The 16638-nt window shown below is 57.7% G+C and carries 14 protein-coding genes; 10 read left to right on the top strand and 4 right to left on the bottom strand.

Translation table 11 applies throughout. The features are described 5' to 3' along the window. Window positions 1–93: 93 nt before the first annotated feature. Window positions 94–1863 (bottom strand): biosynthetic-type acetolactate synthase large subunit, encoded by a 1770-nt coding sequence (ilvB, locus tag CPY64_RS18350; RefSeq protein ID WP_042484810.1) that lies wholly within the window; start codon window positions 1861–1863, stop codon window positions 94–96. Between the two features lie 56 nt (window positions 1864–1919). Between ilvB and CPY64_RS18345 the strand changes: the two genes are divergently transcribed. The 4 genes from CPY64_RS18345 (at window position 1920) to CPY64_RS18330 (ending at window position 5940) form a co-directional block, all read left to right on the top strand. Next, entirely contained in the window at window positions 1920–2720 is an 801-nt protein-coding gene (locus CPY64_RS18345) for an SET domain-containing protein (RefSeq protein ID WP_042484812.1), read from the top strand. A gap of 329 nt (window positions 2721–3049) precedes the next feature. After that, window positions 3050–3571 carry a TRAP transporter small permease gene (locus CPY64_RS18340; RefSeq protein WP_042484816.1) on the top strand — a complete coding sequence of 174 codons (522 nt, stop codon included), beginning with the start codon at window positions 3050–3052 and terminating at the stop codon, window positions 3569–3571. Next, window positions 3568–4869: a TRAP transporter large permease gene (locus CPY64_RS18335; RefSeq protein WP_035269297.1), complete on the top strand. Its 1302-nt coding sequence runs from the start codon at window positions 3568–3570 to the stop codon at window positions 4867–4869. Before CPY64_RS18340 ends, CPY64_RS18335 begins: the two co-directional genes overlap by 4 nt. A 45-nt stretch (window positions 4870–4914) precedes the next feature. Then, window positions 4915–5940, top strand: coding sequence for a DctP family TRAP transporter solute-binding subunit (locus CPY64_RS18330; RefSeq protein ID WP_042484822.1), 1026 nt, complete (start codon window positions 4915–4917; stop codon window positions 5938–5940). Window positions 5941–6159: 219 nt separating this feature from the next. Here the strand turns inward: CPY64_RS18330 and CPY64_RS18325 are convergent, their stop codons facing one another. Both CPY64_RS18325 and CPY64_RS18320 read right to left on the bottom strand, forming a co-directional pair. Further along, the gene (locus CPY64_RS18325; protein WP_042484825.1) at window positions 6160–6618 is read right to left on the bottom strand and encodes a PaaI family thioesterase; all 459 of its coding nucleotides are present in this window, start codon (window positions 6616–6618) and stop codon (window positions 6160–6162) included. Between the two features lie 147 nt (window positions 6619–6765). Further along, window positions 6766–8268 (bottom strand): AMP nucleosidase, encoded by a 1503-nt coding sequence (locus tag CPY64_RS18320; RefSeq protein ID WP_042484828.1) that lies wholly within the window; start codon window positions 8266–8268, stop codon window positions 6766–6768. Window positions 8269–9291: 1023 nt separating this feature from the next. Here CPY64_RS18320 and CPY64_RS18315 point away from each other — a divergent pair. The 4 genes from CPY64_RS18315 to modD all read left to right on the top strand — a co-directional run bounded on the left by CPY64_RS18315 (window position 9292) and on the right by modD (window position 14003). After that, the gene (locus CPY64_RS18315) at window positions 9292–11457 is read left to right on the top strand and encodes a malate synthase G (protein ID WP_042484830.1); all 2166 of its coding nucleotides are present in this window, start codon (window positions 9292–9294) and stop codon (window positions 11455–11457) included. Window positions 11458–11728: 271 nt separating this feature from the next. Then, window positions 11729–12439, top strand: a complete 711-nt coding sequence (gene modA / locus CPY64_RS18310; RefSeq protein ID WP_052362937.1) for a molybdate ABC transporter substrate-binding protein — start codon at window positions 11729–11731, stop codon at window positions 12437–12439. Continuing rightward, window positions 12439–13104 (top strand): molybdate ABC transporter permease subunit, encoded by a 666-nt coding sequence (gene modB, locus CPY64_RS18305; protein WP_171902913.1) that lies wholly within the window; start codon window positions 12439–12441, stop codon window positions 13102–13104. Before modA ends, modB begins: the two co-directional genes overlap by 1 nt. Continuing rightward, window positions 13101–14003: a ModD protein gene (gene modD, locus CPY64_RS18300; protein ID WP_042484833.1), complete on the top strand. Its 903-nt coding sequence runs from the start codon at window positions 13101–13103 to the stop codon at window positions 14001–14003. Before modB ends, modD begins: the two co-directional genes overlap by 4 nt. Before the next feature lie 247 nt (window positions 14004–14250). Here the strand turns inward: modD and CPY64_RS18295 are convergent, their stop codons facing one another. Further along, window positions 14251–15144, bottom strand: a complete 894-nt coding sequence (locus tag CPY64_RS18295; RefSeq protein WP_042484835.1) for a LysR family transcriptional regulator — start codon at window positions 15142–15144, stop codon at window positions 14251–14253. Window positions 15145–15233: 89 nt separating this feature from the next. Between CPY64_RS18295 and CPY64_RS18290 the strand changes: the two genes are divergently transcribed. Beyond that, window positions 15234–15980: a sulfite exporter TauE/SafE family protein gene (locus CPY64_RS18290; protein ID WP_042485277.1), complete on the top strand. Its 747-nt coding sequence runs from the start codon at window positions 15234–15236 to the stop codon at window positions 15978–15980. A 161-nt stretch (window positions 15981–16141) separates the two neighbouring features. Then, window positions 16142–16627 carry a PaaI family thioesterase gene (locus tag CPY64_RS18285; RefSeq protein WP_042484838.1) on the top strand — a complete coding sequence of 162 codons (486 nt, stop codon included), beginning with the start codon at window positions 16142–16144 and terminating at the stop codon, window positions 16625–16627. Window positions 16628–16638: the final 11 nt, after the last annotated feature.

Genomic DNA, 16638 nt, shown 5'->3' with positions numbered 1-16638 from the left:
ATGCCCCTCCTGTCTGAATGGATCAGTGTATTTAATGCGCAGTGCTCGGGCTGGGACATAGGGGTTTTTACGCCTGTGTCCCAGCCGGGCACCTTATTCTTCTACGTACCAGTTATCTTCGGACAGCATGACCTGTTGATGGCCATAGCCCGCTGGCATCATGGGGAAACAGTTTTCCAGCGCCAGCACTTCCACGTTCAGGAAGAAGGGGCCGTCATGAGCCAAGCAGCGCTCCAGCGCCGCATCCAGCTGATCGGGGTGCTCCACGCGTTCGGCTTCCCAGCCAAAGGCGCGCGACAAGGCCACAAAATCCGGCATGGCTTCGTTATAGCTGTGGCTGTAGCGGCCATCGTGAATCAGCTCTTGCCACTGCCGCACCATCCCCATGTGACGGTTATTGCACAGAATCACCTTGATCGGCGTGCGATGCTGCACGGCGCTGGCCAGTTCCTGAATATTCATCAGCACCGAAGCGTCACCACTGACGCACACTACCAGCTTGTCCGGATGCGCAATCTGCGCCCCAAAAGCGGCCGGCACGCCGTAACCCATGGTGCCGGCTCCACCCGAGGTCAGCCAACGGCGAGGGCGATCAAACTTGATGTATTGCGCCGCCCACATCTGGTGCTGGCCTACATCGGTAGACACGATGGCATCACGGCCTTCCAGGTGCGCATCCAGGCGTTCCAGCAGATGCTGCGGCAAAATTGCATCGCTGCGCGGAGTGACCTTCAAGCACTCTTGCGCACGCCACACGCCAATACGCTGCCACCAGTCATTCAAGCGACCTTCAGGCAATTCGTGGTGCGACAGCTCTTTGCGCAGGGCGCGCAGCAGGGGATAGCAATCGCCCACCAGAGCCACATCGGCACGCACCACCTTGTCGATGGAGCCGGGGTCGATATCAATATGAATCTTGCTGGCATGCGGGCAGAAATCAGACAGACGGCCGGTAATGCGGTCGTCGAAACGAGCACCTACACAGATAATCAGATCCGCATGGTGCATGGCCAGATTGGCTTCCAGCGTGCCGTGCATGCCCAACATGCCCACAAACTGCTCATCCCGTGCGGGGTAAGCGCCCAAGCCCATCAAGGTCAGCGTACAAGGTGCGCCGGTTTCCTGAACCAGGCTGGTGAAGGCATGGCTGGCATCGGCACCGGAGTTGATCAGGCCACCACCACCGTAAAAAACGGGGCGACGAGCGTGCGCAATCATGGCAGCCGCGCGTTTGATCGCCGCTTCCTGCGCAGGGGCCGGAGCGGCAGGAGCCAAGAGGCTGTCGGCCTCTTCCTGGACTGGAGCCTCGCTGCTGGCAGCGGGCAGGGTGGCGATCTGAATATCTTTGGGGAAGTCCAGCAGCACCGGGCCAGGGCGGCCCTGGGTACACAGGCGCAAGGCCTTGGCCGTCAGGGAGGCCACGTCTTCAATGCGACGAACCTGGGCATTCCACTTGGTCACAGGGCGGGAAATGCCAATCGCATCACACTCCTGGAACGCAGCGGTACCAATTGCGGTGGTCGCTACTTGACCACTAATACACAGGACAGGAATAGAATCACACAAGGCATCGAGCAAACCGGAGGTGGTATTGGCCATACCAGGGCCCGATGTCACCAGCACCACGCCAGGTTTGCCGGTGCTGCGTGCATAGCCTTCGGCCGCATGTACGGCTGCTTGCTCGTGACGGACCAGAATATGACGAATTCGCGGTTGTGCATGAAGAGCATCATAGAGCGGTAACACCGCTCCGCCAGGATAACCAAAAATGGTATCTACACCCTGAGCGATCAAGGTTTCGAGCAAGATTTGCGCGCCGTTGTGGGCGGTCGTTTCAAGTGACATGGTTGCGTAGCCCTGCATGTTTTGTAAGATAGAGATCGCCGTCCAGTTTATCCCCTTTTACAGGCTGATTCCCCATGGTCACTCAACGCCAACCCTGGCACGTCGTCAAACCGTCCAAACTGCACGGCAATGGCGTCTTTGCGCTACGCGATATTCCTGCCGGAACTCGCATCCTGCAATACGCAGGCAAGCGGCTGACACCCGAACAAGCCGATGCCCTGTTCCCGGTCAATCCGGACGAGCCTTTTCACACGTTTTTCTTTGCCTTGAGCAACGGCAAAATTGTGGACGGTGGTCAGGGCGGCAATGACTCGCGCTGGATCAACCACTCTTGCGCCCCCAACTGTGAGGGTCACGAGAACGTGGACGGATCACGCGTGTTTATTGTGGCCATGCGCGATATTCCCGCCGGGGAAGAGCTTTTGTACGACTACTCGCTGGTCATCGACGATGAAATTACCGAGGAGCTCAAGCAGAACTATCGCTGTCTGTGTGGCGCTGCCCAATGCCGTGGCACCATGATTGCCCTGCAATCGGATCGCTCCCAGGCTGTGGCAGACGAGCTGCGTGAAGTGGCTGCCGAGCTGGATGCAGAAATGGAGCAAGCCCGTACAACGCCGGTTTCATCCAAACAAAAAACCGCTGATCTGAAAGCCGCTGCCAATAAGCAGGCAGAAAAGGGCGAGTCCGATCAGGATAAAGACGCGGACACGGACGACGATAACGAGTCTGCACGCTCCAAAGACAAAAAAGACAAGAAAGGCAAAAAGAAGAAAAAAGACAAAGCCAAAAACAAAGATAAAAATAAAGACAAAAAAGCGTCCAAAAAGGACAAAGAAGGCAAAAAAGGGAAAAAGGACCGTAAAAAAGAGTAAGCTGTCCCCCAGCTTGCATTAGCCCAGGCTGCCCCACCGGCAGCCTGCACCCTTGCTAATCACCCGCACAGCAAGCCCGGCAACACCCCAGTCGGGCCTCTCAGAGCGCCACACACAGGCCCATCTGTCGTGCCGGGCCAGGTTTTACACCTCATCAGCTAGGCGAAGCACCACCCCCCTATTGCGTGTGCCCTCGCCCCCAAATCCCTATCGTCTCTCCCCAGGCCAAACAAGGCCCAAGGGTGCGTTTGCACCGGGGGAAATTACTCACTGCCAGCCCCGTCTTTGACCGCTAGCATGTAGCTTTATTGCCAAATCTGACAGATCTCATGGATTCAAGTTCTACAGATACACCTGATAATCACGCCGCCTCGCCCGCCGAATCCGGCCTGCGTATTCCCTTGCAAATAGAAGACTGGGCTTCGGTCCTGATCATGGCGGCCCTGGCATTAATTACTTTTGCCAACGTGTTTGTGCGCTATCTGACCGATAGCTCCTTTGCCTGGACCGAGGAAATCTCCATCTTCCTGCTGGTGGTCCTGACCATGAATGCCGGTGCCAGCGCCTGTGTGCGCCACTTGCACATTCGTATTGAAGTCTTTGCCGATGCGGGCACACAGCGTCGTCAACGCCGCCTGGCCCTGTTTGGCATTGGCATGAGCCTGCTGTTCTTTGTCGGCATGGCCATTCTGTCCGGCCGCATGGCCCTGGACGAGTTCGAGTGGGGTGATACCTCGCCGTCCATTGGTGTCCCGACCTGGTGGTACAGCATGTGGCTGCCCATCCTGTCTACTACTCTGAGCCTGCGTTTGCTGGGCATGTGGGTGCGTCGTTGGCAGGCCAAATCATGATTGCAACGTTGCTGTTCGTCATCTTCATTGGTTTGATGCTGGTGGGCGTGCCCGTTGGCGTATCCCTGGGTATAGGCGGTGCCTTTGCCATTTTGATGTCCAACCTGGATACGCACTGGTTTGGCCTGATGGCCGTGCCGCAAAGCTTTTACGCCGGTCTGGCCAAATACCCTTTGCTGGCCATTCCCATGTTTGTGCTGGTGGGCTCCATTTTTGACCGCTCGGGCGTGGCCAGCCGTCTGGTGAACTTTGCCGTAGCGCTGGTTGGCCGTGGTCCTGGCATGTTGCCCGTCGTTGCCATTGGCGTGGCCATGTTCCTGGGCGGTATTTCCGGCTCCGGCCCGGCCTGCGCCGCCGCCGTGGGCGCGGTCATGATCGGCGCCATGAAACGCGCGGGCTATCCCGGTCCTTTTGCGGCCAGTATTGTGGGCGCGGGTGCTGCCACCGACATTCTGATTCCCCCCTCCATCGCCTTCATTATTTACTCGGTGCTGGTGCCCGAGGCCTCCGTACCTGCGCTGTTTGCGGCCGGTATGTTCCCCGGCATTCTGGCGGGTATTGGCCTGATTATTCCGGCCATCTGGCTGTCGCGTCGTCACAAGCTGGGATTGGCCGAAGCCGAACTGCCACGTCCACCCTTCTGGCGCAGCCTGCGAGAAGCCGCCTGGGGCCTGATTGCGCCGGTGATCATTCTGGGCGGTATGCGCCTGGGTCTGTTCACCCCCACCGAAGCGGCGGTTGTGGCCGTGTTCTACGGCCTGTTCGTGGGCATGGTCATCCATCGCACCATCAAGTTCCGCGATCTGTTTTTGATCCTGCGGGAAGCCGCCGAATTATCAGCCGTCATCATGATGGTCGTGGCGCTGGCCGGTATTTTTGCCTGGGCTCTGTCCACCCTGAGCATTATTGACCCTGTCACCAATGCCATCATCAATTCCGGTCTGGGCGAGTACGGCATTTTGGCGCTGATGATTGTCATGCTGATTGTGCTGGGCATGTTCCTGGATGGCATTTCGATCTTCCTGATCTTTGTGCCGCTGTTCATGCCTATTGCCTACAACTTTGGCTGGCATCCCGTCTGGTTCGGTGTCTTGCTGACCTTGAACGTGGCCCTGGGCCAGTTCACCCCGCCAGTCGCCGTAAACCTGATGGTGGCCTGCCGTATCGCGGGCGTCCCTATGGAAAGCACCCTGCGCTGGGTAGGCTGGCTACTGCTGGGTATGGGCTCGACCATGCTGCTGGTGATCGCAGAACCCGAAATTGCCCTGTGGCTGCCACGCTACCTGGGCTTTAACTAAAACCACAAGACTGCAACACAACTCATAGAAAGGGAGACCTGACCCATGAAATTACGTCACATTCTGGCCGCTCTGGCATGCACAGCCGCCACATTGGCCGTGGTTCCGGCAGCGCAAGCCGCCTACAAATCCGAGTACAAGCTGTCCATCGTGGTGGGCACCACCTTCCCCTGGGGCCAAGGCGCCGTGATCTGGTCTGACCTGGTGCGCGAGCGCACCGATGGCCGCATCAATATCAAGATCTACCCTGGCACCTCGCTGGTGCAAGGCGACCAGACGCGCGAGTTCACCGCCATTCGCCAGGGCATGATTGATATGGCCGTGGGCTCGACCATCAACTGGTCCCCCCAGATCAAGCAGCTGAACCTGTTCTCCCTGCCATTCCTGCAACCTGACGCCAAAGCCACTGACGCCCTGATCAATGGCGAAGTCGGCAAGGACCTGTTTGGCTACATCGAGAAAGCCGGTGTAGTGCCTCTGGCCTGGGGTGAAAACGGTTTCCGTCAGCTCAGCAACTCCAAGCACGAAGTGACCAAGCCTGAAGACATGAAGGGCCTGAAACTGCGTGTGGTGGGTTCACCTTTGTACATGGACACCTTCAGCGCCCTGGGTGCCAACCCCACGCAAATGAGCTGGGCGGATGCACAACCCGCACTGGCTAATAAGGCCGTAGACGGCCAGGAAAACCCCCTGTCCATTTACGCCGGTGCCAAGCTGTACGACGTGCAGCAGCAATACCTGACCCTGTGGAACTACGTGTCTGATCCACTGGTGTTTGTGGTGAACCGTGACGTGTGGAAATCCTGGAGCGAGGAAGACCAGAAGATCGTGCGTGAAGCCGCTATTGAAGCCGGCAAACGTGAAATCGTGATTGCCCGCACCGGCATCACCGCTGAAGATCCTGCCTTGCTCAAAGAGATCGAAGGACACGGCGTGAAGGTCACTACGCTAACTCCTGAGCAGCATGCTGCCTTTGCCAAGGCAACCGAAGGCGTGGTCGAGAAGTGGACCAAGACCATCGGCGAAGACCTGGTGAAGAAAGCACGCGACGCGATTGCTGCGAGCCGCTAATTAGCCTGGGATTGAAAGACGAAAAGCCGGGCCTGAATGGGCCCGGTTTTTTCTTGTCTGGCTATCGCTCCCACCCAAAAAGCCCCATGAAAACACCAGCCTAGGAGCTCCGTGTGGGGGTACTTTCGAGCACTGGGTTACCCTCGAAGAAACAAGCGCTATACATCCGCGACACAAGCTAAGGACATTCTTTACAGTCTACTGGCCTCACAAACCTGCTTATTCCTTGAAGCGGATCGCCAGCATTTCTCCCGTTGCACAGACCTCGCCATTCGCGCTTAGCGACAGGTCTACCCAGACCTTGCGCCCATCCAGCTCACGCAACTTACCCTGCACCGTCAGCTCCGTCCCCATCGGGGTAGGACGCCGAAACTCCACTTTCAGGGAGGCAGTCACACAACGGATCGGCTCCTCGCTGGTGCCCATCTCGATACTCAAATCCCGATAGATGAAAGCTGCCGCGGAAGCGGTGCCATGGCAGTCCAGCAAAGAAGCAATCAAACCGCCGTACACATGATTAGGCACACCCCCGCTGTAAATTGGCTTGGGTGTGTAGCGGGCCACGGTATCGTCACCGTCCCAATAGCTCTTTAGCTGATGCCCGTCGGGATTATGTTTGCCGCAGCCGTAGCAATGGCTGAAGTTGTCTGCATAAAAATCTTGAAACGCTTTATCCATATGGATCCCTGCTGCCCTCAAAGAAACCAAGAGGCTGTGCTCCACTTGGTAGCACGGCCTATTTCTTAAGCCGCCAAAGGTGGTTTGCCAGTGCTACGAGCCCACCACTCACCCAGGCGCGTAGGCACTAACAAGGCCTGCAATATCTTATTGAAACGCCGTTTCCAGAAAGCTGCGCAGCTTGCGCGAGTGCAGCCTTTCTTTGGGCATCTCGCGCAGCAACTCCAGCGCCCGGATACCAATGTGCAGATGCTGGCCAACCTGTCGTGCATAGAACTCACTGGCCATGCCCGGCAGTTTCAGCTCGCCATGCAAGGGCTTGTCCGACACGCACAGCAAGGTGCCATACGGCACACGGAAGCGGAAACCATTGGCGGCAATCGTGGCGGACTCCATATCCAGCGCAATCGCCCGCGACTGGGACAAGCGGCGCACCGGTTCGTGGTGGTCACGCAGCTCCCAGTTACGGTTATCAATGGATGCCACCGTGCCGGTACGCATGATGCGTTTCAGCTCCCAGCCGGACAGCCCGGCCACCTCGGCCACGGCCTGCTCCAAAGCGACCTGAATTTCTGCCAGAGGAGGGATGGGCACCCAGGTGGGCAGATCCTCGTCCAGCACGTGGTCCTGACGTACATAGCCATGGGCCAGCACGTAATCGCCCAAACGCTGGGTGGTGCGCAAACCGGCGCAGTGGCCCAGCATCAGCCAGGCGGCAGGGCGCAAGACGGCCACGTGATCGGTAATGGTCTTGGCATTGGATGGTCCCACACCGATATTGATCAGCGTGATGCCAGAATGATCGGCACGGCGCAAATGGTAAGAGGGCATCTGTGGCGCACGAGCCAGGGGCGAGCCTGTTGTTGAAGCATTCGCACCTGCGGGGGTGATGATATTGCCCGGCTCCACCAGATCGATATAGCCCTGGTCGTCAGCCTGCAGCACTTCACGCGCCCACTGGCAGAACTCGTCCACATAGAACTGGTAATTGGTGAACAGCACAAAGTTCTGGAAGTACTCGGGCCGGGTGGCGCTGTAGTGCTGCAAACGATGCAAGGAATAGTCGATACGCGGCGCGGTGAAAGGAGCCAGCGGCAACGGTTCGTTATGCACACGCTCCCACGTGCCGTTGACAATGGCATCGTCCATATAGGCCAGATCGGGCACATCGAAGTGATCGCGCAAGGTGTCACCGGGCGACTCGGGTACGGTCGTCACGGTAGACTGCACGCCGTTGTTCAAGGCGAAATGCAGCGGGATGGGCACGGAAGACTCACCCACTTCCACCTGCACACCATGATTGCGCAGCAGCAGTTCCAACTGCTCCAGCAAGTAATCGTGATACAGGCCAGGGGCGGTGATGGTGGTCATGTACACACCAGGTTCAACCACGTGCCCGTAAGACAGACGGCTATCCACTTCCTGATAGGTATCGACACGCAAGCGCACCGCAGGATAGCAGGCTCTGAAACGCTGCCCGCGTGGAAAGCCAGTTTCCAGACACTGGGCAAAGGAATCACGCAAAAAAGCGGTATTGCGATCGTAGATATGGCGCAACTGCTCCAAAGCCTGGCCTGCGTCCTGATAGCCCTTGAACGGAACCAATTCAGGCGTGGACGTGATACGAGAAAAACCGCTGGGATCAGACATAACAAGTATTCCAAGGGGAAACAAAGACAAGCAGATCTGCAAGCATCATAAGCTGTTTATTGTCTGGCCTCCTACACGGCTCCATGACAAATTCAGCGCTGTCTCACACAGCTTCCAACTTGCCTGCACCTTATGACATCACCGCTATACCGTTGACGGAACTCAGCCGGCTTGCCCACTCGACCCGATTCAATGCAGCCATAATCTGACTCTGGTCCCCCAGCAACTAATAAGCAGGTGCGCCCCCCTTGCCATGACAGTCATGCAGGCCATGTTCAAGACCAGGTCAGGACTGCCTGGACAAGCAGGTGAGCATTTCCGTCCACCGCAAATGTCGTTACTGGTTTTTGACTGAACCACAAGCCCCACTGTCCACACAGTGGACATGACTATCTGTGGTTTTGAGACGAAATTTACTCACGGACCTTATTTGAATCAGTGCCTTTACCCCGGTTTTGGGCAAATTCCACTTTTCTCCAATACGGCCAACAGCCCCCTTGCGCGACCCTGCATCCCAAAGCCCTGTTTTTATGCTAATGGCGCTGAACAAGCGGCTTGGCGGGCATATCAAGTATTTCAAGCAGGGCCTGGTGAGGCAGCTTATGATGGCAAGTGGAAGTCAGGCACGTCTTCTACCTCATATATAAGACTTGCCCAAAACCAGTAAATACATTAAGTATGTAGTCTTAATACTTTTAGTATTAAATCCAGCTTGCGTCAGTCCTTCATAATTTAAGTTATCCAACCTGGCAGTGTGCTCGGCATGCGTGTGAGACATAGCTCGTCATCGCGCAAATTAGCTTGTATTTAGGCTAATTTACAATGGGTTAGCGTATTTTAATGATTTTCGCTTCAAGCAATCTGCTCGCCCTCTGATGTCATTTGTGTCCTGGCGCCGCGTGGGTCTATCCACCCGCGATTTCAGCAAGTTCTGAATGTGCTCTTGACCAGGTAATTGCAGTTAGCACGGCCGTTTGGCCTGCCGCTGTACCGAATCACTTTTAACTATCAGCAAGGGTACACATGACCACTCGAATCTCCTGCCAGCGATTGCAAGTCGCCGAGGTGCTTCATCAGTTCATCGAACAAGAAGCCCTGCCCGGCACAGGTATCTCCTCCGAAGCCTTCTGGGCTGGTTTCGACAAGCTGGTCCATGATCTGGCTCCTAAAAACCGCGCCTTGCTGGCCGAACGCGACCGCTTGCAAGTCGAACTGGACAAGTGGCACACGGCCAACCCAGGCCCCATCACCGATATGCCTGCCTACAAGAGCTTCCTGAGCTCCATCGGCTATCTGAAAGAAGCGCCTGCCAACGTCAAGGTCAACACGGCCAACGTCGACACCGAAATCACCGAACAAGGTGGTCCTCAGCTGGTTGTGCCCATCATGAACGCACGTTACGCGCTGAACGCCGTAAACGCACGCTGGGGCAGCCTGTACGACGCGCTGTACGGCACCAACGCCATCCCTGACACTGACGGTGCTCAGCGTGGCGGTGGCTACAACGCCGTGCGCGGTGCCAAGGTTATCGCCTTTGGCCGTCAGTTCCTGAACGACACCATTCCTCTGGCTCAAGGCAGCCACGATCAGGCTACCTCCTACACCATCGCTGACGGCGCTTTGCGCGTCACCCTGGAAAACGGCGGCACCACCGGTCTGAAAGACGCCTCGACCCTGCTGGGTTACCGCGGTCAGCCCGATGCGCCTGAAGCCATCGTGTTCCTGCACAACGGCCTGCACTTTGAACTGCAGATCGACCCCAACAGCCCCATCGGCAAGACCGACCCGGCTGGCGTGAAAGACATCGTTCTGGAAGCCGCACTGACCACCATCATGGACTGCGAAGACTCCGTGGCTGCCGTGGACGCCGACGACAAGGTCCTGGCATACCGCAACTGGCTGGGTCTGGTGACCGGTTCGCTGACCGAAGAAATCAAGAAAGACGGCAAGGTCTTTACGCGCCGCCTGGCTGACGATCGCCAGTACACCGACTTGAAGGGCGCTACCCAGACTCTGGCTGGCCGCTCCCTGATGTTCGTGCGTAACGTCGGTCACCTGATGAGCAACCCTGCCATCATTGACGGCGAAGGTCGCGAAATCCCTGAAGGCATTCTGGACGCCGTGATCACCACCCTGATCGGCATGCGCGATCTGGAACTGAAGAAAAACTCGCGCAGCGGCTCGCTGTACATCGTCAAACCCAAAATGCACGGTCCTGACGAAGTGGCTTTTGCCAGCGAAATTTTTGACCGCGTGGAAAGCCTGCTGGGTCTGGCTCCCAACACCGTCAAGCTGGGCATCATGGACGAAGAGCGCCGCACCAGCGTGAACCTGAAGGCAGCCATTGCCCAGGCCACCGAGCGCGTTGTGTTCATCAACACGGGCTTTCTGGACCGTACTGGCGACGAAATCCACACTTGCATGCAAGCTGGCGCCGTAGTGCGCAAGGCCGACATGAAACAAGCTGACTGGCAACCTGCCTACGAGCGCAACAACGTTCAGATCGGCCTGCAATGCGGTCTGCGTGGTCGTGCCCAGATCGGTAAAGGCATGTGGGCCATGCCTGACCTGATGGCTGAAATGCTGGAGCAAAAGATTGGTCACGTAAAGGCCGGTGGCAACACCGCCTGGGTGCCATCGCCTACCGCTGCCACGCTGCACGCCTTGCACTACCACCAAGTCAATGTGGTCGACGTTCAGAAGGGTCTGGAAGGCGACACCAACGACTACCTGGACAGCATCCTGACCATTCCTGTGGCCACTGACACCAGCTGGTCCGCCAAGGAAATCCAGGAAGAACTGGACAACAACGCTCAGGGCATCCTGGGTTACGTGGTTCGCTGGATTGACCAGGGCGTGGGCTGCTCCAAAGTGCCTGACATCCACGACGTAGGCCTGATGGAAGACCGCGCTACCCTGCGTATCTCCAGCCAGCACATCGCCAACTGGCTGCTGCACGGCATCGTCACCCACGAACAAGTGGTTGAAACCCTGCAGCGCATGGCTGCTGTGGTGGATCAGCAAAACGCGGGCGACCCAGCCTACCAGAACATGGCCGGCAACTTTGAAGGCTCCTTTGCCTTCCGCGCCGCTCAGGATCTGGTTCTGAAGGGTCTGGAACAGCCTAACGGCTACACCGAGCCCTTGCTGCACCAATGGCGTCTGGCATTCAAAGCCGCTCAAGCCTAAAGCACACGATGTCGCCCGGAGCCTGACTCCGGGTGGCGAGTGCCCCCAAAATCCCCATCTTGCTGGTTCAGGATGGGGATTTTTTTCGTCTCCTAGTTCCTGATTTGCGGCAAAGAGGAAGTTGAATCGTCGCTCGGCACAAGCAGCCTTTCCAAGTCTTCAAGCAGGTTTGAGTCTCGGGGCTCCGGCTTCGGAGCGTAGCGAACATCCCTGTCTGCCTCTTCTCGTTATAAACTCGAACTCATAACGTATTTGACCGACAGGAAACCCCATGAAATCTTTGCTGTTTTCCGCCGCTTGCCTGCTGGCGATCACCACCACGGCCCACGCTTCCGACCTGCTGATTGCCACCGGCGCAGGCTATCGCAAGCCCGTCACGGAACTGATGGAAGCCTTCAATAAAGAAACAGGCCTGACGGTAGAGAGCAGCTTTGGCAATATGCAGCAGGTCCGCGCCCAGAGCGAGCAAAATCCAGATATTGCCGCCATTATTGGCGACCGCTTTTTTCTGGAGCCTATGGGCATTGCCCAGCAGTTCGTGAACATCAGCCAGGGTGCCCTGATGCTGGCCGTGCCCATGGGCAAGACCATTGATTCCATCCAGGATTTGCAGCAACCCAGCTACGCCCGCATCGCGATTGGCGATGCCAGGAAAACGGTTTACGGCCGCGCCGCCACTACCTGCATGGAACGTGAAAAAATCCAGGCCGATGGTCGCACCATTGAAGTCGCCATGCTGCCGCAAGTATCGACTTACTTGCTGAACGGCGAAGTGGACGCCGGTTTCATCAACCGCAGCGAAGCGCTGGCCCACAAGGACAAGCTGGGCACCATCCTGCCCATGCCGGCCCAATGTCACGATCCGATTGATCTGAGCCTGGCCGTGCTCAAGGACCGCCCTGCAAGCCCTGCCTTGCAATCCTGGACCCAGTTCCTGGGCACGGACAAGGCCAAGTCCATTCTTGAGCGCCACGGCCTGTAATGTCTGTCTGGATGAGCTGCTCCAGCAGCTCGCTGGGCCTGAGTGTCTATGTGCTGGCCGCCACCTTGGTGGCCCAATTGGTTCTGGGGGTCGCACTGGCGTGGGTACTGGCCAGAAAACGCTTTCCGGGCCACGGATTACTCGATTCGCTGGTGAGTCTGCCGCTGGTTTTTCCACCGATTGTCATCGGTTATTTGCTGCTGCTTGCCTTGGGCAGACAGGGCTGGCTGGCCAGTGCCACCGGCTGGTCACCCAATATTGTCTTTCAGCCTGCGGCCTTGTTGATTGCCGCATTTATCGCCGGGCTGCCTTTGATGGTCAAACCCGTGCAAAACAGCATGAACAGCCTGTCGCCAAGGCTGCGTGAAGCAGCGGCTACGCTGGGCCACGGCACCTGGTCCTACTTCTTCCGGGTAGAACTGCCCTTGCTGCGGCCCGCCCTGGCCACGGGCCTGATTCTGTCGGGCGGCAGGGCGCTGGGCGAAGTCGGGATCTCGCTGATGCTGGGTGGCAATATTGCGGGCCGTACCGAAACCTTGTCTTTATCAATCTACAACGCCGTCCTGGACGGCGACACAGACTGTGCCAATGCGCTGTCCTGGTTGCTGGGGCTGACGGCATTAGCCTGCTTTTGGGCGCTGCGGCGCTACGGGAATCAAAAATGACGGTTTTTTTTGAACAAAGCCAAATCGACCAATGGATTGGCGAGGATGCGTCCTACCTGGATCTGACCAGCCACATGCTGGGCCTGCACAACCAACACACCACGCTGCGTTACGTCGTGCGTGATCATATCCGCGTAGCAGGCACCGAAGAAGTGGCCGAGATTGTGCGCTCTTGCGGCGGCCAGACCCAGCACTACACCCCCAGCGGCGTGGCGGCCATGCCCGGTCAGACCATCTTGCTGGCCCAAGGCCCCGCCAAAGCCTTGCTGCGCGCCTGGAAGGTGGGCCAGAACCTGCTGGAGTTTGCCTGCGGTATCGCCACCCTGACGCATCAAGTCGTGCAGGCCGTGCAAACGGTGAATGCCTCGGTGGCGGTGCTGACCACCCGCAAACATGCCCCTGGCGTGCGCAAACTGGCCTTGAAAGCCACGCTATCCGGTGGTGCCATGCCGCATCGGCTGGGCTTGGGTGAAACCATCTTGATCTTCCCCCAGCACCGCGCACTGATGGGTGGCTGGGAAGAAGTAAGCCGTGCAATTGCCCGCCACAAATACGCTTTGTGCGAGAAGAAAATCGTAATCGAAGCAGCAGATTTGGATGAAGCCTATAGCGCGGCCCAGGCTGGCGCAGATGTGGTGCAGTTCGACAAAGTCCCGCCTGAAACCTTGGCGCAAATCGTACCTGCGCTACGCAAAGCGCATCCCAACATCACCATTCTGGCGGCGGGAGGGATTCATGCAGGCAATGCAGCCGCCTACGCCGCAACAGGCGTGAATGCCTTGGTGACCAGCAGCCTGCACTACGCGAAACCGGCCGATATTGGAGTGAAGATCAACTTGGCAGAGCCAGCAGAATCGCAAGAGCCGCTTGTTGCCAGCAAACTGGAAGGGCTGGAATAAGGTCACCGGCCGCTCACTATTTGTCAGCCTGACCCACTAGGGTGTTAAGCGAAAACAAAGAAGGTGAGCTCCGGCATTAGAGCCAGTCATCAAACGACAGAGTTGCAAAGCACCACCAATAGAAAAACAGATCGCTGAATCCGACAAAAAATGCGGAAATCAGCATGAACCTTACGCCTGGCATCTGCCCCCTGGCGGCTTGGAAAGCATGCAGCTCCGTGAACACGTTTTCACAAAAAACGTGGGCTCAGACAGTCTCCTTAGACCCCAAATGCTGCAACAAGCGCTGCATGGGTTTGGATAGGGCGCCCCAGTCCTGATAACACAGGCACAAGGAGCGCTTGGCCCAGGCGTCACTCAAAGGCCGCGCCACAAAGCCATGGCGACGCCTGTAGCGGCTGGCCACGCCTTGCGGCACAATCCCCAGGCCCACACCGTGGGCCACCATCTGGCACAGCCCTTCGAAGGTTTTCATACGGATGCGCTGCACCCAAGCATGGCCCGCTGCGCGAGCATGTTCGTCCAGATGGTCTTGCAGGGCATTACCCGGCATCAGGCCCACGAAGGGCTTATGCAAAACATCCTGCAAGCTCAATTTGCTGTGTGCCGCCAAGGGGTGAGCCGCAGCCATAATCAGCACCAGATGATCCTTGGCCACCGGCTCCAGCACCAGCCCCGGTGCCTGCACTGCATCCGACACCACACCGGCCTGGGCCAAACCGGCGGCAACCGTACGCACAATATCTGCGCTGGTACGCTCTTTCAGCTCGATATGCAGATTGGGTCGCTGTGCCAGCCAGGGTGCCAGGCGGGATGGCAGAAAGTCGGTTAAGGCCGCCGTATTCGCATACAGGTGCAAAGTCCCCCGCGCTCCAACAGCGAAATCCTGCAACTCGCCTTTCAGCAGATCATGCTGACGCAGCATCAAACGGGCATGGTGGGCCAGCGCCTCGCCTGCCTCTGTGGTGACGACTCCCCGTGGCAGGCGCTCCAGCAAAGCAACGCCGGCATCGTCCTCGATACGGCGCAAACGCTCGCTGGCCGAAGCCAGAGCCAGATTCGCACGTACCGCTCCCTGTGTGATGCTGCCTGCATCCACAATGCTCAAGAACAAATGCAGATCGGCCAGACCCAGTCGCATCACCACTCCTGAAAACCCTTCGGATAAACCGAAGGATAGCGCCTTAAATCCACATTGTGTGCACCTGCCTGCCACGCTTCAATACAGGCATGCACGAATCTCTCTCTTTCCTTCTTCTACTCAGTGCCATCTTCCTGATAGCGGGCATGGTCAAAGGCATTACCGGCATGGGACTGCCCACGGTCGCCATGAGCTTGCTGGGTCTGGTGATGTCGCCCGCCTCGGCCGCCGCCTTGCTGGTACTGCCTTCTTTCATCACCAATGTCTGGCAATGCTTTGCCGGGCCGTCCATGCTGGCTTTGCTGCGCAGACTCTGGTCCATGATGCTGACCATTGTGCTGGGCACGCTCTGGGGCTCAACGCTGCTGGCCAATACCTCGCCGCAGCTATCGGGCATGGCCTTGGGTATCGCGCTGCTGGTGTATGCAGGCTATGCGCTTACCGCCCCCGCCCTGACCGTGTCGCCCCGCTTCGAACCCTGGCTTTCGCCCTTGATTGGCCTGGTAACCGGCGTCGTGACCGGTATTACCGGCGTTTTTGTGATGCCAGCCGTCCCTTATCTGCAAGCCCTGAATCTGGACAAAGACGAGCTGGTACAAGCCTTGGGGCTGTCCTTCACAATCTCCACCATCGCGCTGGCTGGCGGTCTGTTCATGCACGATGTGTTCAAGCTGAACCAGCTGGGCATGTCTACCTTGGTGATTGTTCCGGCTTTGCTGGGTATGTGGCTGGGACAAAAGATCCGCGTGCGCATCAGCCCGCGCCGCTTCAAGCAATGCTTGCTGCTGTTTCTGGCGGTCCTGGGCCTGCAACTGATTATTCGACCTTTTATTTAAGGCTGACCGCAGCATGACCCTCTCCGTTTACGACGTAAATCCGCCGGGGCAAGCGCTTTTACGCTAAGCCACGAGACTTGCACACTATGGATTGATCCGCCAAGAGCCCCCTCAAGGCCAGTACCACTTTCTCAAATCGCCTAGTAGCTACTGGAGCCACCATGCCAAGCTCATCTCGCCACTTACCCGTACTGGAATATCTGCAACGCCAACTGGATGGCACGCTAACGGAGGGTGAGCACACGCATATGCGTTACCCCACCGCAATCTCCCGGCTGCTGAACTTTCGTATTACCGCTATAGATGAAGCCAGCGCCACGCTGGAGCTGGATGCAGACGCTGCCTTGCATGGCAACCAGCAGGGCACTGTACATGGCGGCCTTTTGTGCGAACTGGCCGATGCCGCTATCGGCACGGCCCATTCCACCTTGATGCAGGAAGGCGAAAGCTTTACCAGCATTGATCTGAAAGCCACCTTTCTGCGGCCAGTCTGGCAAGAACGGCTGCAAGCCCGTGCCTGGGCCACGCATCGCGGGCGCAGCATCAGCCATTACCGCTGTGAAATCCAGCGCGAAGACGGCAAGATGATTGCGACAGTGGAAAGCGCTGTCATGACCTTGAAAGGGGATCGGGCACAGGGGCGATAAAACTCCTGCTG

It is taken from the genome of Alcaligenes faecalis (assembly GCF_002443155.1).
GTDB classification, from domain to species: domain Bacteria; phylum Pseudomonadota; class Gammaproteobacteria; order Burkholderiales; family Burkholderiaceae_B; genus Alcaligenes; species Alcaligenes faecalis.
Note: the sequence above shows the minus strand (reverse complement) of the source record. Positions and strands in the feature narration are given on the sequence as shown.